We start from the raw sequence: 813 nt of genomic DNA, 5'->3' as shown, positions 1-813 counted from the left end.
AAGCACGACCGCCCGCCAGGGCCCACTGTGCTCTGGCGCGGCTTCTTCATCCTGCACGAGAGCATCAAGATGTATCGCATCTTCCGCCAGAACGAATGAAGTCATGTCGATGATTTGTGGGTAATCCTGAGCACACGTGGGAGAGGGGAGCAAACCTGAGGCATTAGCCGAAGCCGCTGAACAGGCCTGAGCCGCGCGCCATGACGACGGCTGTCTCACCCTTTCCCCTCACGACAACGCAGCTCCGGCTCTGTCTGCAACCGGAAGATCAGGCCGGCAGCGAATCCGACAAGCGGTTCTCCTTGCCATTGCCATTGCCATTGCCGTTCTCTTCGTCCGGCCAGTTGCGGCCGACCATCCACTCATACAACGTGGGCAGCACGATCAGCGTGAGCATGGTGGCGGTGATCAGGCCACCAATGATGACGATGGCCAGCGGGCGCTGCGTCTCCGAGCCGATGGCGCGCGAGATGGCCATCGGGAACAGGCCCAGCATGGCCAGCAGCGCGGTCATCAGCACCGTGCGCAGGCGGTCCATCGAGCCGGTCAGGACGGCCTGGCGCACCGGCATGCCTTCGTCGCGCAGCTGGTTGAAGTAGGTCACCATCACCACGCCATTGAGCACGGCCTGGCCGAACAGCGCGATAAAGCCGATCKCAGCCGACACCGACAGCGGAATGCCGGTGATGAACAGCGCAAACACGCCGCCGATCAGCGCGAACGGAATGTTCGAGATGATCAGGGTCGCGCTCTTGAACGACTTGAAGGCATTGAACAGCAGCAGGAAGATCACCAGAGCAGGAAGATCACCAG

At 61.6% G+C, this 813-nt stretch carries 1 protein-coding gene; it reads right to left on the bottom strand.

Features of this window, described 5'->3' with window-relative positions:
- Positions 1–268: 268 nt before the first annotated feature.
- The coding region (locus tag AC1DS3_RS39160; RefSeq protein WP_477129433.1) for an efflux RND transporter permease subunit at positions 269–813 on the bottom strand (545 nt) is incomplete at its 5' end.

It is taken from the genome of Cupriavidus sp. 01L46, assembly GCF_056399905.1.
This window is presented reverse-complemented; position numbering and strand designations above follow the sequence as displayed.